Origin of the sequence: Pseudomonas sp. 18058 (assembly GCF_902706155.1) — a bacterium.
Classification (GTDB): Bacteria; Pseudomonadota; Gammaproteobacteria; order Pseudomonadales; family Pseudomonadaceae; genus Aquipseudomonas; species Aquipseudomonas rustica.
The window spans coordinates 42716-60507 of sequence record NZ_CACSJY010000012.1 but is presented as its reverse complement, the minus strand read 5'-3'; the positions used below and the strand labels follow the sequence as shown (position 1 = coordinate 60507).

Annotated in this window: 19 protein-coding genes; 14 read left to right on the top strand and 5 right to left on the bottom strand. The window is 58.3% G+C overall.

Annotated features, from left to right (window positions below; translation table 11 throughout):
• The first annotated feature begins 180 nt into the window (after positions 1–180).
• On the top strand, positions 181–813 hold the full coding sequence (locus GVL50_RS08970) for a glutathione S-transferase family protein (protein ID WP_159812539.1): 633 nt from the start codon (positions 181–183) through the stop codon (positions 811–813).
• Positions 810–1754 carry a Nudix family hydrolase gene (locus GVL50_RS08965; protein ID WP_159812538.1) on the top strand — a complete coding sequence of 315 codons (945 nt, stop codon included), beginning with the start codon at positions 810–812 and terminating at the stop codon, positions 1752–1754. The genes GVL50_RS08970 and GVL50_RS08965 overlap by 4 nt, the downstream gene beginning before the upstream one ends.
• 131 nt (positions 1755–1885) lie before the next feature.
• Here GVL50_RS08965 and GVL50_RS08960 read toward each other — a convergent pair whose 3' ends face one another.
• The 3 genes from GVL50_RS08960 to GVL50_RS08950 are packed head-to-tail and all read right to left on the bottom strand — an operon-like array spanning position 1886 to position 5464.
• Positions 1886–2461, bottom strand: a complete 576-nt coding sequence (locus tag GVL50_RS08960; RefSeq protein WP_159812537.1) for a cob(I)yrinic acid a,c-diamide adenosyltransferase — start codon at positions 2459–2461, stop codon at positions 1886–1888.
• Between the two features lie 3 nt (positions 2462–2464).
• The gene (locus GVL50_RS08955) at positions 2465–4501 is read right to left on the bottom strand and encodes a PAS domain-containing sensor histidine kinase (RefSeq protein WP_159812536.1); all 2037 of its coding nucleotides are present in this window, start codon (positions 4499–4501) and stop codon (positions 2465–2467) included.
• Between the two features lie 45 nt (positions 4502–4546).
• The gene (locus tag GVL50_RS08950; protein ID WP_159812535.1) at positions 4547–5464 is read right to left on the bottom strand and encodes a putative 2-dehydropantoate 2-reductase; all 918 of its coding nucleotides are present in this window, start codon (positions 5462–5464) and stop codon (positions 4547–4549) included.
• Positions 5465–5604: 140 nt separating this feature from the next.
• On the opposite strand from GVL50_RS08950, the gene GVL50_RS08945 reads away from it, so the two are divergent.
• Positions 5605–6090 carry a YajQ family cyclic di-GMP-binding protein gene (locus GVL50_RS08945; RefSeq protein WP_008080210.1) on the top strand — a complete coding sequence of 162 codons (486 nt, stop codon included), beginning with the start codon at positions 5605–5607 and terminating at the stop codon, positions 6088–6090.
• Positions 6091–6271: 181 nt separating this feature from the next.
• The gene (locus tag GVL50_RS08940; RefSeq protein ID WP_053123098.1) at positions 6272–7114 is read left to right on the top strand and encodes a mechanosensitive ion channel family protein; all 843 of its coding nucleotides are present in this window, start codon (positions 6272–6274) and stop codon (positions 7112–7114) included.
• A 228-nt stretch (positions 7115–7342) separates the two neighbouring features.
• On the opposite strand, the gene GVL50_RS08935 is transcribed toward GVL50_RS08940, so the two are convergent.
• Entirely contained in the window at positions 7343–8668 is a 1326-nt protein-coding gene (locus GVL50_RS08935; protein ID WP_053123096.1) for an OprD family porin, read from the bottom strand.
• An 895-nt stretch (positions 8669–9563) separates the two neighbouring features.
• Here GVL50_RS08935 and GVL50_RS08930 point away from each other — a divergent pair.
• Complete coding sequence (locus tag GVL50_RS08930) at positions 9564–9989, top strand: HIT domain-containing protein (RefSeq protein ID WP_053123094.1); 426 nt, start codon at positions 9564–9566, stop codon at positions 9987–9989.
• Positions 9990–9992: 3 nt separating this feature from the next.
• Complete coding sequence (locus GVL50_RS08925; RefSeq protein ID WP_159812534.1) at positions 9993–10199, top strand: SlyX family protein; 207 nt, start codon at positions 9993–9995, stop codon at positions 10197–10199.
• Between the two features lie 66 nt (positions 10200–10265).
• On the opposite strand, the gene GVL50_RS29275 is transcribed toward GVL50_RS08925, so the two are convergent.
• Entirely contained in the window at positions 10266–10868 is a 603-nt protein-coding gene (locus tag GVL50_RS29275) for a cold-shock protein (protein ID WP_053123090.1), read from the bottom strand.
• Between the two features lie 313 nt (positions 10869–11181).
• On the opposite strand from GVL50_RS29275, the gene GVL50_RS08915 reads away from it, so the two are divergent.
• The 8 genes from GVL50_RS08915 (at position 11182) to ruvB (ending at position 17758) form a co-directional block, all read left to right on the top strand.
• Positions 11182–11652, top strand: coding sequence for a Dps family protein (locus tag GVL50_RS08915; RefSeq protein WP_053123088.1), 471 nt, complete (start codon positions 11182–11184; stop codon positions 11650–11652).
• Positions 11653–11834: 182 nt separating this feature from the next.
• Positions 11835–12173, top strand: coding sequence for a ribbon-helix-helix domain-containing protein (locus GVL50_RS08910; RefSeq protein ID WP_053123086.1), 339 nt, complete (start codon positions 11835–11837; stop codon positions 12171–12173).
• Between the two features lie 133 nt (positions 12174–12306).
• Positions 12307–12528: an FmdB family zinc ribbon protein gene (locus GVL50_RS08905; protein WP_053123084.1), complete on the top strand. Its 222-nt coding sequence runs from the start codon at positions 12307–12309 to the stop codon at positions 12526–12528.
• A gap of 109 nt (positions 12529–12637) precedes the next feature.
• Positions 12638–14413, top strand: coding sequence for an aspartate--tRNA ligase (gene aspS / locus GVL50_RS08900; RefSeq protein WP_053123083.1), 1776 nt, complete (start codon positions 12638–12640; stop codon positions 14411–14413).
• Between the two features lie 128 nt (positions 14414–14541).
• On the top strand, positions 14542–15288 hold the full coding sequence (locus GVL50_RS08895; protein ID WP_016983823.1) for a YebC/PmpR family DNA-binding transcriptional regulator: 747 nt from the start codon (positions 14542–14544) through the stop codon (positions 15286–15288).
• A 157-nt stretch (positions 15289–15445) separates the two neighbouring features.
• A complete protein-coding gene (ruvC, locus tag GVL50_RS08890) occupies positions 15446–15973 on the top strand; it encodes a crossover junction endodeoxyribonuclease RuvC (protein ID WP_008080220.1) in 528 nt (175 codons plus the stop codon).
• Between the two features lie 114 nt (positions 15974–16087).
• Positions 16088–16696, top strand: a complete 609-nt coding sequence (ruvA, locus tag GVL50_RS08885) for a Holliday junction branch migration protein RuvA (protein WP_159812533.1) — start codon at positions 16088–16090, stop codon at positions 16694–16696.
• Entirely contained in the window at positions 16697–17758 is a 1062-nt protein-coding gene (gene ruvB / locus GVL50_RS08880) for a Holliday junction branch migration DNA helicase RuvB (protein ID WP_053123079.1), read from the top strand.
• The last annotated feature ends 34 nt before the right edge of the window (positions 17759–17792 follow it).

Here is a 17792-nt window from a genome sequence, read left to right as displayed (position 1 = left end):
AGGCAACATCAATGTTGAATGGGCCGACCTCTTCGCGAGCAAGCCCGCTCCCACAGGTTTTGGGGTGTACACAACGTTTGTGAACGACCTCAATCACTGTGGGAGCGGGCTTGCCCGCGAAAGCGATGGTTCAGACACAGCAAGTTTTGAAGCTTTCCTCTGACGAAAAGGCGCCACACCATGTCCTTGCACCTGATCATCGGCGACAAACTGCTTTCCTCCTGGTCTCTGCGCGCTGCCTTGGCGCTTGAACTGACCGGCGCTCCTTACACCGAAGAACTGATCAAGCTCGGCAAGCCCGACACCCGCGAGCGGCTGCTCAAGCATTCGCCGACCGCCAAAGTGCCGCTGCTGCAAACCTCACGCGGCACGGTTGCCGATTCGTTGGCCATCGCCGAATACCTGGCCGAACAGTTCCCGTCCGAGCAACTCTGGCCGAGCGACATTTTCGCCCGCGCTCAGGCCCGATCCGCCTGCGCACAAATGCACAGCGGCTTCTTCGCCATGCGCAATCACATGCCGTTCAACCTCAGTCATGACGCGCCGCTCAACCCGGTGCCGCCAGAAGTGAAGGTCGATATCGAACGCATGCTCGCGCTGTGGGCCGAATGCCGTGACGCCGCCACCGAGAGCGGGCCGTACCTGTTCGGTCGCGTCAGTCTGGCTGATGCCTTTTTTGCACCGATCGCCGTGCGCCTGCGCACCTATCAGGTAAAACTGCCGGCCGCCGACGAAGCCTATGTTGAAACCGTCTACCAATGGCCCGCCTTCAAAGCGTGGCAACAGGCTGGACTGGAGGAGTTGAATCCGTGAAACGTGTACACGTCGCCGCCGCCGTCATCCGTGACGACAGCGGCAAAATCCTCATCGCCCGCCGCGCTGACTCCCAGCATCAGGGTGGGCTGTGGGAGTTTCCCGGCGGCAAGGTCGAGGCGGACGAAACCGTCGAAAGCGCACTGGCCCGTGAGCTGAAAGAAGAGCTGGGCATCGTCGTTGGCGCCGTCCGACCGCTGATCAAAGTGCGTCACGATTACCCGGACAAGCAGGTGTCGCTGGATGTCTGGGAAGTCTCGGCGTTCACCGGCGAACCGCACGGTGCCGAAGGCCAGCCATTGGCCTGGGTGACCGCGAAAGATTTGCCGAACTACGAGTTCCCGGCCGCCAACCAGCCCATCGTCGCCGCCGCGCGTTTGCCGGGCGAATACCTGATCACCCCGGAAGACCTGGAAACCCCGGCCTTGCTGCGCGGGATTCAGAAGGCGATTGCTGGCGGGATCAAGCTCATCCAGCTGCGCGCACCGAACGGTTACGACCCGAAGTACCGTGATCTGGCGGTGGACGCCGCCGGTCTCTGCGCTGGCAAGGCGCAATTGATGATCAAAGGGCCATTTGAATGGCTCGGTGATTTCCCGTCGGCGGGTTGGCACATCACTTCAGCGCAATTGCGTAAATACGCAGCGGCGGGGCGGCCGTTGCCGGCTGAGCGCTGGTTGGCGGCGTCGTGCCACAACGCTGAGGAATTGGCGTTGGCGGAGCAGATGGGCGTGGATTTTGTGACGCTGTCGCCGGTGCAGCCGACGTTGACGCACCCGGATGCGCAGCCGTTGGGTTGGGAGCAGGCTGGGGCGTTGATCGAAGGCTTCAGTAAGCCGGTGTTTCTGTTGGGCGGGGTTGGCCCGGCGGAGCGCGAGAAGGCTTGGGGTGTTGGGGCGCAGGGTGTGGCGGGGATTCGCGCGTTCTGGCCTGAGGCCTGATTGTGTATTGAGGCTACTGGCCTCTTCGCGAGCAAGCCCGCTCCCACAGTTGATCGTGTTCCTTCATTTGGAATGCAATCAAATGTGGGAGCGGGCTTGCTCGCGAAGGCGTCCTTCCAATCACTGCAAAGCTAAGGTTTAGCCGCCGGTTGCCACAAAATCTCCGCAATCCCCTGTCGCCGCGCAATCAACCGCGCCGCCACAAACAACAAATCCGACAACCGATTGATATACGCCAGGCCAACCCCGTCCAATGGCTCGATCGCATTCAGATGCTGACAGCGCCGCTCGGCACTCCGCGCCAGGCTGCGGCACACATGCGCCTGCGCAATCAGCATCGAACCACCCGGCAGAATGAAATTCTCCAGCGGCCCCAACTCCTCATTCCAGACGTCGATCGCCGCTTCCAGACGCTCGATTTCCGCCGCGTTCAGCGCCTGATATTGCGGCATCGCCAACTCCCCGCCCAAATCAAACAAGCGATGCTGACAAGGCGCCAACACCTCGATCAATTCATTCAGCCCCGGAGTGGCCTCGCGCTCGGCAAGTAGCCCGGCCAGCAACACGCCGACCTGACTGTTCAGCGTATCGACTTCACCAATCGCTTCGATGCGCGGGTGATCCTTCGGTACGCGGCGGCCGTCGCCCAGGCCGGTTTCGCCTTTGTCGCCGGTGCGCGTGTAAATCTTCGACAAGCGAAAGCCCATGGGTTACCTCGGTAGTTGATTGATTTCAGCCGCGATGGCCGGTGGTGGCGCCAGCGGCAGGCGCAGGGTGAAGCATGTGCCCTGACCGGGCGCCGACTGCACTTCCATCTGGCCTTTGTGATTGTTGGTGATGATGAAGTACGACACCGACAAGCCAAGCCCGGTGCCCTGACCGATTTCCTTGGTGGTGAAGAACGGCTCGAAGGTGCGTTTGCGCACACTCTCGCTCATGCCGATGCCGTTGTCCTCGACCTGAATCTCGGCCCACGGCGGATTGAGTTTGGTGCGCAGAATAATGCGCCCCGGCTCGCTGTCATCTTCACGCTGGTGAATCGCTTGTGCGGCGTTTTTCAGCAGGTTGAGCAGTACTTGTTCCAGCTCGTTGGCAGTGCCGGGCACCGGGCCGAGCGCCGGGTCGAACTGGCGCACAATGGCTTGACCCTTGAAGTCGAAACCGATCGCCAGATCGAAGTCGTTGCCGGCGATTTCCACCGCTTGATCGATCAGCGCCGGCAGGTCGCACGGTGCCATTTCCCGAGTGCTGCGACGGCTGAAGCTGAGCATGTGCGTGACGATTTTCGCCGCGCGCGCACCGGCCTGTTGAATGCCGTCGAGGAGTTTCGGCACTTCGCGGCCTTGCAGGTAACGGTTGACGGTATCGAGTTCGATGCCCAGTTGTTCGGCGGTTTCGATGTTCTTCGGCAGATCTGCTGAAAGGCGTCGACGGATGTTTTGCACGTTGTGCAGGATCGCGCCCAGCGGGTTATTGATCTCGTGGGCCATGCCCGCCGCGAGTCCACCGACCGAAAGCATCTTCTCCGACTGCACCATCATTTCTTCCAGCGACAAACGCTGGGTGATGTCATCGATGCGGATCACCACGCCACGTCCGGCGCCACCCATCAGCGGGTAAAACGTCAGTGCGTAATGCTTCGGCTCGTCGTCCTTGAACCACGTCACCCGTTCGATTTTCGCCACCGTGTGTTGTTCGACGGTTTGCTTGAGCTGCGGCAAAAACGGCTTCAACGGTTCGAAGGCGAGGAAGATCGGCTGGTTTAGCGCTTCGTCCAGACGTGTGCCGGAAAGGGCGCTGGCCTCCTGATTCCATTGGGTGACGTAGAGCTGTTCGTCGAGGGCGATCAGTGCCGAGGGCATCGAGTCGATGATGCTGTTGAGGTAGTTCTGGAAACCGGTGAGCTTCTTCTCGATTTTGCTGCGCACTTGAACTTCCAGTTCCAGTTTGCGGTTGGTGTGGCGGGTTTCCTCGGCCAGACCTTGAGCCTGATCGTAGGCGGCTTGCGAGTCGTCGCGGGCGCGTTTGAGCTGCTGCTCGCGGGCTTCGATGCGCGAAAGCATGGTGTTGAACGCTTCGGCGAGGCTGCCGATTTCGTCGTGGTTGCCGCGTGAGGCACGCAGCGCGTAGTTCTCTTCGCGGGTGACCTGACGCGAGAGTTCTTCCAGTTGATGGATCGGCCGGGTGATCAGGCGTTTGATCTGGCGGGCAATCACCAGCCACAACAGCACGCTGAAAATCAGAATCCCAAGACTCGCGGTCAGGGTGCCGGTGTAGAACGCCATCGGCAGTTCGCTGCTCGCTACCAACAGCAGATGGCCGGGCGCGGTGCCGGGGCGGGGCAGGGTGATCAACTGGTTGCTGCGAAACTCGGTGAGTTGCCAGGCTTCGATGTGCCGGTAGCGTTCCGGTAATTTCAGTTTGTCGCCGCGCTGCACCTGCGCGAGGCGTTCGCCTTTGCCGTCATATATCGCAGCGGCGCGTAATGGCGAATAGCTGTCGAGTTCCTTGAGCAGACGCTCGGCGCTCTCCGGCGACTGCAAGGACTCGCTGACCAGACTCGGGTTGGCGATCAGTCGGCCGATGGTCTGCAAGGCTTGCGGCGCCATGCTTTCCTGGGAAATGTAGTAGGCGGCGCTGATAAAGGTCAGGTTGGCGACCAGCAACACAGTGGTCAACAGCACCAGCAGGGCGGCCAGCAGTTTCTGGCCGACCGGCAGGTTTTCGAGGCGCTGGCGCAATGGCATCAGGTTTATCGCAGCAAAGGAACAAGTGGCCAGCGTAGCCGCTGCTCAGTCGCTGGGCAATCCAAGGCTGTGCAGATGCGCGACGAGGCGCTGCTGCAATTGGTTGAGGTGCGGCAGATTCAATTGATGACGCGTGGCGACTTTGCAGGCGTGGCCCAATAGATAGCTGATTTCGGTGCGGCGCTGGTTGGCGACGTCCTGATACATCGACGAGTAATTGGCCGCCGTCGCCTGAATCACCCGTTCGACTTCCTGTTGCAGGTTTTCAGCAGCAGCGGGTTGGCCGCAGTGCTGCAACAACTCGGCGAGTTCGGCACACAGCGTGGCGACTTCGCAGTGATGATCCTGCAAACCACCGTTGCGGCAGTGGTGCAGCACGGTCAGCGGATTGATCGCGCAGTTGAGCGCCAGTTTGCGCCACAGCCGCGTGAGGATATCGGTACTCCACTCGTGGGGAATGTTCGCGGCTTGCAGATCGTCCAGCCAGATCGGCGCAACCGGTTGAGTGACATCGCCCAGCCAGGTGAAGCCGTGACCGGCGAACACCACGCGCCAGTCGCCATCGCGAAACGCGCCTTCGGTGCTGGACGCGCTGATGCAGCGTGCTTGCGGAACGCGCGTGGCGACGGCGTCCTGACTGCCGAGGCCGTTCTGCAACAGGATCAGTTCGGCATCCGCTGTCAGGCGCGGAGCAAGGCGGGCGATGGCACTTTCGGCGTCGTAGGCTTTGCAGGCGACCAGCAGTCGGCGAATTGGCTCAGGGCTGTCGGCGGTTTCGCCCGGCACCGTATACGTGCTGGCCTGGCCGTGTTCGACGAGCGTTAGCCCGCCGGCCGCTTCATAACTGCGCAGGCGTTCGGCATCGCGCACGATCAATTTCACCGGCAAACCAGCCCGGGCCAGACGCGTGGCCCACAGTGTGCCGAGGCTGCCGGCGCCGAGGACGTGCCAGGTGGTCGACATCAGTTTTTTGCTCGATTGCGTACAGGCATGTGCGGCTCGCCGTGTTCGTAGGAAAAGACCCGTTATAATGAGCCCGATTTTAACCGCAAGCCAAGCGCGCTCCATCCTCATCGAGCGCGCCTTTTTATTGGAGAGATTACATGCCGTCGTTCGACGTGGTATCCGAACTGGACAAACACGAACTCACCAACGCGGTCGAGAACGCCGTGAAGGAACTCGATCGTCGTTATGACCTGAAAGGCAAAGGCAGCTTCGAGTTCAAGGAAAAAGACCTGACCGTGAGCCTGACCGCTGAAGCCGGGTTCCAGCTCGAAGCGATGATCGAAATCCTCAAGCTGGCGCTGGTCAAGCGCAAGATCGATGTGCAGTGCCTTGAGGTCAAGGACGCTTATGCATCGGGCAAGCTGATGAAGCAGGACGCCATCCTCAAGGAAGGCATCGACAAAGAACTGGCGAAGAAAATCGTCGGCCACATCAAAGACGCCAAGCTGAAAGTGCAGGCCGCCATTCAGGGCGAGCAAGTGCGCGTGACCGGCAAGAAGCGTGATGACCTGCAAGAAGCCATCGCTGCACTGCGTGCCAAGGAATTCGGCATGCCGCTGCAGTTCAACAACTTCCGCGACTAAGCCCGGTCAGATGACCTGTGGGAGCGAGCTTGCTCGCGAAAGCTCTATGTCATTCAGCATTGAGTTGACTGACACACCGCCTTCGCGAGCAAGCTCGCTCCCACATTGATTTTGTATACCCCCGGCGGTTTCTGCCGCTTATCTTTCGCGTGCCGAATGGCCGGAAATCAGGAGATAGAAGATGGATTTGAATGCTGAGGTAGACCAACTGGTCAAGGCATCCCAGGCGTGGATCCCGATGATCATGGAATACGGCAGCCGCGTGCTGCTGGCAGTGATTACCCTGGCCATCGGCTGGTGGCTGATCAACAAGGTCACGCAAAAACTCGGCGGTCTGCTGGCTCTGCGCAATGCTGACCTGGCATTGCAAGGTTTTATCAGCAGCCTGGCCAACATCATTCTCAAAGTGCTGCTGATCGTCAGCGTCGCGTCGATGATCGGCGTGGAAACCACCTCGTTCGTTGCGGCGATCGGTGCTGCCGGTCTGGCCATCGGTCTGGCGTTGCAGGGCAGCCTGGCGAACTTCGCCGGTGGCGTGCTGATTCTGCTGTTCCGTCCGTTCCGTATCGGTGACTGGATCGAAGCGCAGGGCGTGGCGGGTACTGTCGATAGCATCCAGATCTTCCACACCGTACTGCGTACCGGCGACAACAAGACCATCATCATGCCTAACGGCAACCTGTCGAACGGCATCATCACCAACACCAATCGTCAGCCGACCCGCAAGGTGGTGTTCGATGTGGGCGTTGATTACGAAGCCGATCTGCAAAAGGCCCGTCAGGTGCTGCTGGATCTGGCCAACGACGAGCGCATTCTGCAAGACCCGGCGCCGCAGGCGGTAATTTCGACGCTGGGTGACAGCGCGATCACCGTTTCCCTGCGTGTGTGGGTTAAAACTGCAGACTACTGGGACGTGATGTTCATGTTTAACGAGCAGTCGCGTGATCGTTTAAAAACCGCTGGTATTGATATTCCTTTTCCGCAGCGAACCATTCGCGTAGTTCAGGAAACAGCAGCGCAGTAACAACCTTGATACCTGGCTTTGCAGTCAGTTAATCAATAAAGACCCAAGAGCTGTTCGCACTCTTGGGTTTTTTATGGCCGCCATTAAAGTTCGCCAGCTAATAGATAGCTGACTAATCTTTGTCATTCGAATGCAGTTAAGCCAGGCATAAAAAAACCGCCCACCTGAATCAGGTGAGCGGTTCTTGTTTAGAGCAGAGCTCTACAGTACTTCAGCTGTGCATCCCTATTAGAGGATGTTCAGTGGGTACTCAACGATCAGACGCACGTCGTTGTTGTCAGACGAGTAGCCGCTGTAAGCACCGTTCGAACGGTACATGGCATAACGCAGACGGAACGACAGGTCTTTGGCTGGACCTTCTTGCAGAACGTACTTGGACTCGGCGTTCCACTCGTTCTCTTTACCTTCACCCAGACCGTTGGTCTCGATGTTGTCACCCATCACGTAACGGGTCATGAAGCTCAGGCCAGGAACGCCGTAGTCTTTCATGTTGATGTCGTAGCGAGCCTGCCAGGATTTCTCTTCGCGACCCACGAAGTCGGAGATCTGGATGGAGTTGGCTACGAAGATTGTGCTGTTACCGTCAACGCCATAGTAGTAAGCGTTGTCGCCGCTCGACTGCTGGTAGGCAACGGTGAACTTGTGCGCGCCCAGGCTGTAAGCAGCGGCCAGGGACCACAGGTTGTTGTCCACACCCAGAGTGCCGTCACCGATGGCGTCGACCAGGTCACCACGGCTGTCGCCCTTGGTTTTGTAACCGTTCAGGTCGAAGTTCAACGACTGAGTGTCGTCGATCGGCAAGGTGTAGTTCAGGTTGATGTAGTACTTCTTGAAGTAGTCATCAGCGTCGGAAGCAGCCAGTGCACCGGTGAAGTTGTCGGTGAAGGCGTAGCTGGCACCAAAGATATTGATGTTGGTCAGGCCTTTGCCGCCGTTACCGTTCTCATCAGGCAGACCGCCGATGCTGTCACGGCCCATACCGGTTTGCTTGCTCAGGGAAGTGAAGCGACCTGCGCTCAGTTCCAGACCTTTGATCTCTTTGGAAGTGATCAGGGTACCGGTCGCGACTTCTGGCAGCAGACGGCTGTCATCGGTAGCGAACACTGGGCTGGCAACAAATTGCTGGCCGTATTTCAGGGTGGTGTCGGAGAGACGGAATTTAACTGCGCCGCCGATTTTGCCCTGGGATTTTTCCGGGTTGCCGTCGCTGTCGCTGGCGAACAGGCCGTTACCGCGGTGGCCCGAGCCGCCGTCCAGTTTGACCGAACCCATTGCCATGGCGTCGAGACCGAAGCCGATGGTGCCTTGAGTGAAGCCCGACTCGTAAGTCAGCAGTTGGCTGACACCGGTGTCCTGGCGATAGCCAGCAGTACCGGAAGAGCCGTTGCCTGCACCGTTTTTAAAGTCACGGTTCATGTATTCCATACGAGTCTTCAGTTTCAGACTCTGGTCGCCGAAGAAACCTTTGGAATCATCCTGAGAAGACGCCACTGCGAACTGCGAGGTGCCTGCTGCAACAGCCAGTGCGATCATGCTCCACTTCATCACGCGCATCGTGATTTGCTCCTTTGGTTTTTAGAAGAGTACTGCCGTCCCACCTGTTTTATTATCTGGGCGGCTCTTTCTTTTTGTGTCGGCGCAAACTTATATCACGCCGACAATGTTGGCGATACTTGCGAATCTAACGTTTCACCTTCTTTACGACGCTGTCGCAGATGGCTTTGTAGAGGTCGCAAATTCACAGTACCGATGCAATCGGGTCTACAACTTTCTCGCTGTTTTTCTAGCCTTTTGCATCGCTAAAAAAGAGTCCCTGGCAAAACACTTGAATCTCCATCGGGCAACCCTGCCACTGTTTTTGTTGGGCTTGAGGCATCCACATCGTGTGGCGCTTATAGTCCATATGTGTACGAATGCAACAAGCGTGCACAAACCGCAATGTCGGTGCGGTTATTTTTCTGAACAGCGCGTGTTACCTGTAAAAACCTTATAAATACGGGGCGCCAAGCCCCTTTCTACAAGGGCTTGACGCCATTCCGGCTATCGTGTTGCCAAGGCATCGGCCGCGTGCGACAGCCAAAAACGTTACCGGTTCACCCCGCCAGTGAGTATTCGGCGGATGCTTCGACGCCTGAGCGTAGACGCACTGTGCGGTTTTGGTGCAAAAAAAATTACACCCTGTCCTGTAATCACACAGTCCGGCATGTGGGTAATCTCGAACGCTTCAATGGTTTTCAGTCATTTACGCGTATTCGTTATCCCTCTCGGTTCCGTGCTGGTGCAGGGCGCCAATAAATGTCACATGTCGGGGCGTTCGGCGAAAGCGCCGCAGGGCACAGCTGTCGTGAAGACTGGCGTATTCGCGGTATGCTTCCGGTCTGTCGCTTGGTGCGCTGCCCATCGGGCTGGCCGCTAAGCTGAATATGTCGATCAGCCGGGAGTGCGCGCAGTGTTTGCTTTAGATTCACGACTTCAACAGGACACGCTGACCATCGGTGACTTCCCGCTCTGCCGCCTGTTGCTGTCCAACGACAGCAACTATCCATGGTTCATCTTGGTGCCTCGTCGCGACGATATCAGCGAGTTGTTTCAATTGGATGTCGCCGATCAGCAGCAGTTGTGGCTGGAAACTACCGCACTGGCCGAGTTGCTCAAGGACTTGCTGGATGCGGACAAAATGAACGTGGCAACACTGGGTAATGTTGTCAGCCAGTTGCACATGCATGTGATTGTGCGCAAACGCGATGACGCCGCCTGGCCGGCGCCGGTCTGGGGCAAACACCCGGCCAAGCCATACAGTGCCGAGCAGGTTGCCGCGATTCGCGAGCGCTTGCGTCTGGTGTTGACCGAAGACTTCACGTTTCTGGAGGGCTGAAGCATGAGCCTGGAACAACGCGTTACCGATCTGGAAAGCCGTCTGGCGTTTCAGGACGACACCATTCAGGCGTTGAACGACGTGCTGGTCGCGCAGCAGCGCGTAGTCGATCGTCTGCAACTGCAGATGGCGGCGCTGCTCAAGCGTCAGGAAGAAATGGTCGGGCAGTTCGAGTCTTTTGATGAAGAGGCGCCACCGCCGCACTATTAAGGCTTTTCTGAAGGCATAAAAAAACCGCGAACAGCCAGGCTGCTCGCGGTTTTTTATTGCCTTGGATCAGCGACGCGGCAGAGCAGCAATCACGTCCTCGGCTTGCAGGCCTTTGTCCCGGTTCATCACCGAGAACTCGACGCGCTGGCCTTCGACCAGAACGCGGTGGCCTTCGCCACGGATTGCACGGAAGTGCACGAAAATATCATCGCCGGAATCCCGGGAGATAAAGCCGAAGCCTTTGGAAGTGTTGAACCACTTGACGGTACCGGTATCACGATTGGTCATGTCATAGCTGGTTGGCGCGGCAGCAGGTGAAGAACGATAGAAGCTGACGGCCAGGTGCAGAACCACGGCAACCAGAGCGATCACCAGGGTGAACAGCACGGCTGGCTGGCCGGCGATGACAGGCATCGGCGCGATCAGGGTCAGGGTTTGCAGGACAACGGTCAGTACCAGAAGCGCGCTGACGAGGTTTTGCAGATGCTGACGCGGGCCTTTGTTCCAGTAAGGAATCACCGGGGCAATGATCAGGTTCAGCAGGCCGAAAAAGGCCAGGTAAAGTGCATCGGGTTGTTGCAGGTAGGGAACGGCTTCGGATTTCAAGCTAGGTATGAACGACAGCAGCAAAGCCGCTGCGCCCATTAGCAGGTGGACGATTTTCAACATTTTAATTGGCTCACGTTTATGACGGCTCACAAGGAAGAGCTGAAGGCGCACGGTTCGCTTCGGAACAAAAATAAGAGGCGTTGGACACGTACACGGCATCAGCCTATGCGCAACACCCCGAAAAATGGGGCATGGCGACACACTGCCTATTTAACAGCAAAGCCTGCGGCTACTCAAATCAGCCCGGCCAGCGGCACAGCGTCGGTCGATTTGTCGCAGCGTCTGTGGCCAATCAAGGCTGCGAGGTGTGGTCAGCCTTGCTAGAGTGGGTCTGCACCTGTTGGATGAATTCAATCGCCGTTAGGGGGTAAACATGGCAATCGATATCGGTATCAGTGAAGAAGACCGCAAATCCATCGTTGAAGGACTGTCGCGACTGCTGTCCGACACCTACGTGCTGTATCTCAAGACCCACAACTTCCACTGGAACGTCACCGGCCCGATGTTCCGTACGCTGCACCTGATGTTCGAAGAGCAATACAACGAACTGGCGCTGGCCGTGGATTCGATCGCCGAGCGCATTCGCGCGCTGGGCTTTCCGGCTCCGGGCGCTTACGCGACGTACGCGCGTCTTTCTTCTATTAAGGAAGAAGAGGGCGTGCCGAGCGCCGAAGACATGATCAAGCAACTCGTCGCTGGCCAGGAAGCGGTGACCCGCACCGCACGTGGCATCTTCCCGTTGCTCGATAAAGTCAGCGATGAGCCGACCGCCGACCTGCTGACTCAGCGCATGCAGGTGCACGAAAAAACCGCGTGGATGCTCCGCGCGCTGCTCGAAGGCTGATCGAAGCGCGCCTGTAATCGTTGGGTTGCAGGCGCGCTGTCCAGACTCTTACTTGTTGCGTTGGCTTATCCTACGTGGCGGGTCAACAAGTCGTCTGGCTATAACTTTGCGTCTGCGTTTTTATGGAGGTCACAGGAAGGGGCTTTGAAAATCCGCAGAGATGGCAAAGGAGTGTCAACGATATGGAAGATGCAGACAGGCGCAACGACAGGGTTGTCGTGCCGCCCCATGAACTGATCGTCGATCCGTTCGTCAATGAGTTCGACATGGCATTGATCCGGCCGCTGTCGCGATCCGTGCGTTTGAATGGTTACGCCACCTGCCTGCGACTGGAGCAGGTGTACTGGAACATCCTCGCCAATATGGCGGCCAATAATTGCTGTTCGATCAGTTCGCTGTTGTCCCATGTCGACCGCGAGGTGCAGTTGCGTCACGGCGGAGTGAAAAATTTCAGTGCGCTGGTGCGGGTGGTCTGTGTGATGAACAGTGGTCGGGAGGTGGCGCCGGCCATCGCGGTCTGAACGGTGACGGTTGCAAGCGAGGTCGCGGCCCGTGCAGTCTTACGGCTGCACAGGCCGCATTTAATGGATATAATCCCGCTCTTTCGCCGCAAAGCCCTGCGCGCGGTAGCAATCTGATCGCCGAGACACCTCCATGCCGATGTACGATTACCAATGTGCTTCCTGTGGTCATCAGTTGGAAGCCATTCAAAAGATCAGCGCTGCACCGCTGGTCGACTGCCCTGCCTGCCAGGCGCCAGAGCTCAAGAAACAAATGTCCATGCCAGGCTTTCGCCTCAGCGGCAGCGGCTGGTACGAAACCGATTTCAAGACCGGCGCCAAGAAGAACCTGGCCGGTGGCGACAAATCTGACTAGGGTTCAGGCCCAGGTCGAACGACACGCGTGAGTGTCCCGATGGCGCACACAGTTTGAGTGCGGCGGGATCTCCACCGAATTTCGAATTACGAGAAGCGAAACCACTACCATGATGCGCAGCCATTATTGCGGCCAACTGAACGAAAGCCTGGAAGGTCAGGAAATTACCCTTTGCGGATGGGTTCACCGTCGTCGCGACCACGGCGGGGTGATTTTCCTCGATATCCGTGATCGTGATGGTCTGGCCCAAGTGGTATTCGATCCGGATCGCGCCGAGAGCTTCGCCGCCGCCGACCGCGTGCGCAGCGAATACGTCGTAAAGATCACCGGTAAGGTGCGTCTGCGTCCGGCCGGTGCCACCAACGCCAACATGGCGTCGGGCATGATCGAAGTGCTGGGTTATGAGCTGGAAGTGCTGAACGAGTCGGAAACCCCGCCGTTCCCGCTGAACGAGTTCTCCGACGTCGGCGAAGAAACCCGCCTGCGCTATCGCTTCCTCGACCTGCGTCGTCCGGAAATGGCCGAGAAGCTGCGTCTGCGTTCGCGCATGACCACCAGCATCCGTCGCTTCCTCGACGAAAACGGCTTCCTCGACGTTGAAACACCGATCCTGACCCGTGCCACCCCTGAAGGTGCGCGTGACTATCTGGTGCCGAGCCGTACTCACGCCGGTTCTTTCTTCGCTCTGCCGCAATCGCCGCAACTGTTCAAACAACTGCTGATGGTTGCCGGTTTCGACCGTTACTACCAGATCGCCAAGTGCTTCCGCGACGAAGACCTGCGCGCTGACCGTCAGCCAGAATTCACCCAGATCGACATCGAAACCAGCTTCCTCGATGAAAAAGAGATCATGGGCCTGACCGAGCAAATGATCCGCAACCTGTTCAAGGAAGTGCTGGATCTGGAATTCGGCGAATTCCCGCACATGACCTTCGAAGAAGCCATGCGCCGCTACGGTTCCGACAAGCCAGACCTGCGTATTCCGCTGGAACTGGTCGACGTTGCCGATCAACTGAAAGAAGTTGATTTCAAAGTATTCAGCGGCCCGGCCAACGATCCGAAATGCCGTATCGCTGCGCTGCGCGTACCAGGTGGCGCGAGCATGCCACGCAAGCAGATCGACGATTACACCAAGTTCGTCGGCATCTACGGTGCCAAGGGCCTGGCGTACATCAAGGTCAACGAGCGCGCTGCCGGTGTTGAAGGTCTGCAATCGCCGATCGTGAAAAACATCCCGCTGGAAAACCTCAACGCCATCCTCGATCGCGTTGGCGCCGTTGACGGCGACATCGTGTTCTTCGGTGCCGACAAGGCCAAGATCGTCAGCGAAGCCTTGGGCGCACTGCGTATCAAGCTCGGTCACGACCTCAACCTGCTGACCTGCAAGTGGGCACCGATGTGGGTTGTCGACTTCCCGATGTTCGAAGAAAACGACGACGGCAGCTTCTCCGCGCTGCACCACCCGTTCACCGCGCCGAAGTGCTCCCCGGAAGAACTGGAAGCCAACCCGGCCGGCGCGCTGTCCCGCGCGTACGACATGGTGCTGAACGGTACTGAACTGGGTGGCGGTTCGATCCGTATCCACCGCAAGGAAATGCAGCAAGCGGTATTCCGCCTGTTGGGTATCAACGAAGCGGAACAGGAAGAGAAATTCGGCTTCCTGCTCGACGCCCTGAAATACGGTGCGCCGCCGCACGGTGGTCTGGCCTTCGGTCTTGACCGTCTGGTGATGCTGATGACCGGCGCCCAGTCGATCCGTGAAGTGATCGCCTTCCCGAAAACCCAGAGTGCTGCTGACGTGATGACGCAAGCGCCGGGTGTCGTGGATGCCAAGGCACTGCGCGAGCTGCACATTCGTTTGCGCGAAACGCCAAAGGCTGAGTAACACGGGCCTGAAGGCGCATCTTCGGATGCGCCTTTTTTCTATCTATAGAAAGCAGGTCGAGATTTTTTGTGTGCTGGCCGCTGCATGAGCAGGGCGGGCAACGTTTCAAAGAGAATTCGGAGCGAGTTATGGCTGGTCATTCCAAGTGGGCGAACATCAAGCACCGCAAAGAACGTCAGGATGCCAAAAGGGGCAAGATCTTCACCAAGTGGATCCGCGAACTGACCGTTGCGGCTCGTCAGGGCGGCGGTGATCCGGGCTCCAACCCGCGTCTGCGTCTGGCGCTGGATAAAGCGCTGAGCGCAAACATGAGCCGCGACATCATCGACCGTGCCGTTGCACGTGGCGCCGGTGCGACCGAAGCGGACAACGTTGAAGAGCTGACCTACGAAGGCTACGGCCCGGGCGGCGTAGCGGTGTTGGTCGAGTGCATGACCGACAACCGCAACCGTACCGCTGCAGCCGTGCGCCATGCGTTCAGCAAGTGCGGTGGCAACCTTGGCACCGACGGCTCGGTGGCGTATCTGTTCGAACGTAAAGGCCAGATCAGCTTTGCACCGGGCGTCGATGAAGACGCACTGACCGAAGCAGCGCTGGAAGCCGATGCCGATGACGTGGTTGCACACGAAGACGGTTCGATCGACGTGTTCACCTCGTTCACCAGTTTCTACGCGGTGCGTAATGCACTGGAAGCGGCTGGCTTCAAGGGTGATGACGCGGAAATCGTCATGCAGCCAACCACCAGCGCCGAGCTGGATCTGGAAGGCGCGGAGAAGGTGCTCAAGCTGATCGACATGCTTGAGGATCTGGACGACGTGCAGAATGTCTACTCCAACGCGGACATTCCGGAAGACGTGGCTGCTCAGCTCGGATAAGAGCGACTAGTCTTCAATGTGGGAGCGGGCTTGCTCGCGAAGGCGGCGTATCAGCAAACATCAATGCTGAATGACACACCGCTTTCGCGAGCAAGCCCGCTCCCACAGTTGTTTTTTGTTGTTATGTAAATCGTGTTTTTTCAAAACCGCAGGCGTTATGACTTTAATTCTTGGTATCGACCCCGGTTCGCGCATCACCGGTTACGGGATTGTTCGCGATACCGGGCGTGGCGGCTGTATCTATGTGGCTTCCGGCTGCATCCGCACCGGTGCGGGCGAGCTGCACGAACGGCTGCAAATCGTTTATCGCGGCGTGCGTGAAATCATTCAGACCTACGGCCCGGTCACCATGGGCATCGAAAAAGTCTTCATGGCGAAAAACGCCGACTCTGCACTGAAGCTCGGTCAGGCCCGTGGCGCGGCGATCGTCGCTGGCGCCGAAGAAAGCCTGGAGATCGCCGAGTACACCGCGACTCAGGTCAAGCAAGCCGTAGTAGGGACCGGCGCCGCCAATAAAGAACAAGTGCAGATGATGGTCATGCACATGCTCAAGCTGACCGCCAAACCGCAAATCGATGCATCCGACGCACTGGCCATTGCCATTTGCCACGCGCACACCCGCTCCAGTCTGCTGCCGCACGGCTTGGGCACCGCACGCAGTCGTGGCGGGCGCCTGCGTCTCTGATAGCATCAGCATCAAATTTCCCGAAAGCGGATGCTTGCGCCTGTGTCGTCGGCCCGAAATCCGCGTTTCGACAGTCGCCAGCCCACGGTTGGCCAACGCTCAAGGATCTGAAACGTGATTGGACGCTTGCGCGGCACCCTGGCTGAGAAACAGCCGCCGCACCTGATTCTGGATGTAAACGGCCTCGGGTATGAGCTGGAAGTACCGATGACCACGCTTTATCGTCTGCCGTCGGTCGGTGAACCACTGACCCTGCACACCCATTTGGTCGTACGCGAAGACGCGCAACTGCTCTATGGTTTTTCCGGTAAACGTGAGCGAGACTTTTTTCGCGAGTTGATCCGTCTCAATGGTGTCGGGCCTAAATTGGCCCTGGCCTTGATGTCGAGTCTGGAAGTCGACGAGTTGATCCGCTGCGTGCAATCCCAGGAAACCTCGGCGCTGACCAAGGTGCCGGGCGTTGGCAAGAAGACGGCCGAGCGCTTGCTGGTCGAGCTGAAAGATCGCTTCAAGGCGTGGGAAACTTCGCCGGCGATGTTTGCGCTGGTGCCGAATCAGCCGGATGGCCCGGCGCCGGTCAATAGCGCCGAGAACGATGCCGTGAGCGCGTTGATTTCCCTCGGTTACAAACCGCAGGAAGCGAGCAAGGCGATTTCCGCGATCAAGGACAAGAATTTGAGCAGTGAAGACATGATCCGCCGCGCCCTGAAGGGAATGATTTAAGTGATTGAAGCTGATCGTCTGATCGCCGCCGCGCACAGCCCGCGTGAGCGCGAAGAAGTCCAGGATCGGGCCATTCGCCCGGTCAGTCTGGCCGACTATATTGGCCAGCCGACCGTGCGCGAGCAGATGGAATTGTTCATCCAGGCCGCGCGTGGCCGCAGTGAATCCCTCGACCACACGCTGATTTTCGGCCCGCCGGGCTTGGGTAAGACCACGCTGGCCAACATCATTGCCCAGGAAATGGGCGTGTCGATCAAGAGTACCTCGGGCCCGGTGCTTGAGCGTCCCGGGGATCTGGCGGCATTGCTGACCAATCTCGAACCGCATGACGTGTTGTTCATCGATGAAATCCATCGCCTGTCGCCGATCGTGGAAGAAGTGCTGTACCCGGCGATGGAAGATTTCCAGCTCGACATCATGATCGGCGAAGGGCCGGCGGCGCGTTCGATCAAGCTTGATCTGCCACCGTTTACCCTGGTCGGTGCCACGACGCGCGCCGGTATGCTGACCAACCCGCTGCGTGACCGCTTCGGTATCGTCCAGCGTCTTGAGTTCTACAGCACCGCCGATCTGTCGACGATTGTCAGTCGTTCGGCGGCTATTCTCGGTTTGCCACTGGATCCGGAAGGCGCCTTTGAAATTGCTCGCCGTGCCCGTGGTACGCCGCGTATCGCCAACCGTTTGTTGCGGCGCGTGCGTGATTTTGCTGAAGTCCGCGCCAAAGGGCACATCACCAAGTCGGTCGCCGATCTGGCGTTGAACCTGTTGGACGTTGATGAACATGGCTTCGACCATCAGGATCGACGTCTACTGTTGACCATGATCGAGAAGTTCGACGGCGGGCCAGTCGGTATCGACAGTCTGGCGGCGGCGATCAGCGAAGAGCGCCACACCATTGAAGACGTGCTGGAGCCGTACCTGATTCAACAGGGCTACATCATGCGCACACCACGGGGCAGGGTGGTGACCCGGCATGCGTACCTGCATTTCGGTTTAAACATTCCGTCACGAATGGGCGAAATGCCCGTGGCAGACGAGTTTCTCGATGCCGTGGACGATTAATACACATTTGTTGTCGATTTATTCAGGGTTTGTA